General features: G+C 71.3%; 3 protein-coding genes. 2 read left to right on the forward strand and 1 reads right to left on the reverse strand.

Annotation, left to right across the window (positions count from 1 at the left end; genetic code table 11):
• The coding region (locus ACFPZL_RS11360; RefSeq protein ID WP_382335475.1) for a hypothetical protein at positions 1 to 413 on the forward strand (413 nt) is incomplete at its 5' end.
• A gap of 184 nt (positions 414 to 597) precedes the next feature.
• Here ACFPZL_RS11360 and ACFPZL_RS11365 read toward each other — a convergent pair.
• Positions 598 to 1,872 (reverse strand): ATP-dependent DNA helicase, encoded by a 1,275-nt coding sequence (locus tag ACFPZL_RS11365; RefSeq protein WP_218114577.1) that lies wholly within the window; start codon positions 1,870 to 1,872, stop codon positions 598 to 600.
• A 108-nt stretch (positions 1,873 to 1,980) separates the two neighbouring features.
• Here ACFPZL_RS11365 and ACFPZL_RS11370 point away from each other — a divergent pair.
• Positions 1,981 to 3,400: NAD(P)/FAD-dependent oxidoreductase (locus ACFPZL_RS11370; RefSeq protein WP_382335477.1), on the forward strand; the 1,420-nt coding region annotated here is incomplete at its 3' end.

Below are 3,400 nucleotides of genomic sequence, written 5' to 3' on the forward strand. Positions count from 1 at the left end.
AGACCGCGGGCGACTGGCTCGCCCCGGTGACCGAGGCCCTCACCGCGCCGATGGGCGCCTGGGTGCTCGCCCCCGTCGAGCGCTTCTCGTCGTCCCGCCAGTCGGCGCTGATGATGCGCGAGGTGCCGCGCCGCCCGGCGTTCGCCTCCGAGACCGGCGACTGGTCGCACGTCGACGTGTACCTGACGAAGACCCAGGACTACCGGGCGCTCGTCTACGCCGGCTCGGCATGGGACGCCCAGGCGATCGACTGGATGACGCAGCGCGGATCGACGTGGGTGTCGGTCGCGGGCGAACTGCCGGGAGCCGCCGCCGCGGTACGGTTCCCCGGGGACGAGGATCCGCGCGTGGCGCAGCTCGCCGAGGTGCTCGTCGCCGAGCGGGTGGCGGCGCGCTGGTTCGAGCTCGGCTGACTCGCCGGGCTGTGCATGCCTCGGTGAACCCTTGGCGAGAGGCGGAAAAAGGTTCTTCTGCGGGAGAATTCCCACCTTCTTCCGCCTTTCGCAGGGTGGAGGCGGGGTGGGATCGGGCCTACCGGCGTTGGGCTACTCGTGCTGACGTGCGCCGGCCTGCACCGACGCGCGCCGGCCCGCTCGCTCACCCGTCGGCGAGGGACTCGCGCATGAAGCGGACCACGTTCGGATCGATGATCACATCGGCCGGGCGGAGCGGGCGCTTCAGGTAGAGGCCTTCGAGCGAGCGGACCCGGCTCAGGGCGACGTAGGTCTGGCCGGCGCTGAAGGCGCGCGGACCCAGATCCACCACGGCGGCGTCGTAGGTGTGCCCCTGCGACTTGTGCACGGTCACGGCCCAGGCGAGGCGCAGCGGGAACTGCTCGAACTCGGCCACGACCTCCTTCTCGAGCTTCTTGGTCTCGGCGTCGTAGCGGTAGCGGTAGCGCTCCCAGACGGTCGGCTCGACCTCGAACTCCTCGTCGCCGACCTCCACCCAGACGGTTCCCTCGACGCGCGAGACGGTGCCGATCGTGCCGTTGACCCAGCGGCCGTCGGAGTCGTTCCGCAGGAACATCACCTGCGCGCCGGGCTTCAGCTCGAGCACCTCGTCGGCCGGATAGAGATTCTCGCGGAACTCGCCGTTGATCTCCGCGACCGCGCGCAGCGGTCGGCCGGTGATCCGTGCGAGCCGCTCGGCGTTGATGCGCGCGACGGTCGCGTTCGTCGTCGCGAGGGTGATGACGTCGTCCGGCGCGGGCCGCGCACCGGCGGCGTTGAGATCCTCGGCCTGATCCTCCGTCACCTCACCGTGGCGCACCGCGCCGAGGATCTGCTTGAAGCGGTCGTCGCGCTGCCGGTGCACCTCGGTCAGCTCGATCGTCGTCATCGGGGTGTCGAGCCACACCTTCGCGTCGAAGAACCAGAGCGAGCGGTAGGTGTCGTGGAAGTAGGCGCGCTCGTGCGGATCCCGCGGGGGAACCGGTGGAAGCTGGTAGGGATCGCCGAACATGATGATCTGGGCGCCGCCGAACGGGTCGTGGCGCTTGCCCCTGGCCAGGCGCAGGGAGCGGTCGATGGCGTCCATGAGGTCGGCCGACACCATCGAGATCTCGTCGATCACGAGCGTGTCGATCGCGGCGAGCAGCTTCTTGAGCTCGGCGGGCTGGTCGAGGTCGTGATCGGCGATGATGCCGGTGGGCAGCCGCAGCAGCGAATGGATCGTCTGCCCGCCGACGTTGAGCGCGGCGACACCCGTCGGGGCGCACACCGCGATGATCTTCGAGGTGTTGAAGGAGAGGTGCCCCAGGATCGTGCTCTTGCCGGTGCCGGCCCGCCCGGTGACGAAGACGTGCTCGCGGGTGTGCTCGATCCGTTCGAAGACGGCGAGCTGCTCTGGGCTGAGTTCCGGGCGGGGCACTCGCCCAGGGTACTCGCTGCACGGGATCCGGGGCGCCGATCGCGAGCCGCTGGGCAATGCCGATCCTCGGCGTGGATATCCGTCCGCATTCGGCGTATCGTCGGTGGCGTGAGCCGGTTCCTTCCCGCAGATCGTCCGCGCAGGACGCAGGCAGGTGAGCGCCGGAGCGATCGTGCGGCGCCGACTGCGGTCGACGGGGAGGTGTCGTTCTGGGTGCATCGGGAGGGCCGCCCCGTCCTGCGTGCCGCGCTGCCCGGATCGATCGAGGCCGATGTCGCGATCGTCGGCGCCGGGATGACCGGGCTCTGGACGGCGTACTACCTGAAGCGCGCGGCGCCGGAGCTCGATATCGCGGTGCTCGAGAAGGAGTTCGCCGGCTTCGGTGCCTCGGGACGCAACGGCGGATGGCTGAGCGCGAAGATCCCGGGCCAGTTCCGCCGCTTCGCGAAGTCCCGGGGTATCGCCGCCGCCCGTGCGCTGGAGCGCGAGATGATCGCCTCGGTGGTGGAGGCCTGCGAGGTCGCCCGGGCCGAGGGCTTCGGCGACGAGGTGGTCCGCGATGGGCTGATGCACGTCGCGACGAGCCCGGCCCAGCTCGCCCGGCTGCACGCGCAGGTCGCGGAGCTGCCGGACCGCGGGTGGATCGAAGGGGAGGACTTCCGGCTCCTCACGCCGTCCGAGTTCGATGAGCGCGTGCACGTCGCCGGCTCGATGGGCGGCTATTGGAGCCCGCACTGCGCGCGGATCGACCCCGCGCGATTCACCTTCGGCCTCGCCCGCGCGGTCGAGCGGCTCGGCGTCACGATCTACGAGGGCACGACGGTCAGACGGATCCAGCCGCGTGCGGCGATCACCGACCGCGGCGTCGTCAGCGCGCCGACCGTGGTGCGTGCGCTCGAGGGCTACACCGGCTCGCTCGAGGGCCACCGGCGCCGGTTCCTGCCGATGAACAGCAGCATGGTCGTCACCGAACGGCTCACCGACGAGCAACTCGCTTCGGTCGGCTGGCGGGGCGCCGAGCTCCTGGGCGACGCGGCGCACAACTTCGCCTACATCCAGCGCACCGCGGATGGCCGCATCGCTCTCGGCGGTCGCGGAGTGCCCTACGATTTCGCATCGGGATTCGACCGGCAGGGGCGCACCGCGGATGCCGCCGTCACGCAGCTCGGATCCCGCCTCGTCCAGCTCTTCCCGGGGCTGGCCGATGCGCGTCTTGCGCACAGCTGGTCGGGCGTGCTCGGCGTCCCCCGCGACTGGTGCGCGGGCGTGAACCACGATCCGGCGACGGGGCTCGCGGATGCCGGCGGGTATGTCGGCCACGGCGTGACCTCCGCGAACCTGGCGGGGCGCACGCTGCGGGATCTGATCCTCGGCGAGCCGAGCGAGCTGACCCGACTGCCCTGGGTGGGGCGCACTGCGCGGGACTGGGAGCCCGAACCGCTGCGCTGGATCGCCGCGTCCGCGCTGTACGCCGCCTATCGCCATGCGGATCGCGCCGAGTACCGCACGGGCCGGGCGCGCCCGCCTG

Origin of the sequence: Leucobacter soli, from assembly GCF_042659205.1 — a bacterium.
Taxonomy (GTDB): Bacteria; Actinomycetota; Actinomycetes; order Actinomycetales; family Microbacteriaceae; genus Leucobacter; species Leucobacter soli.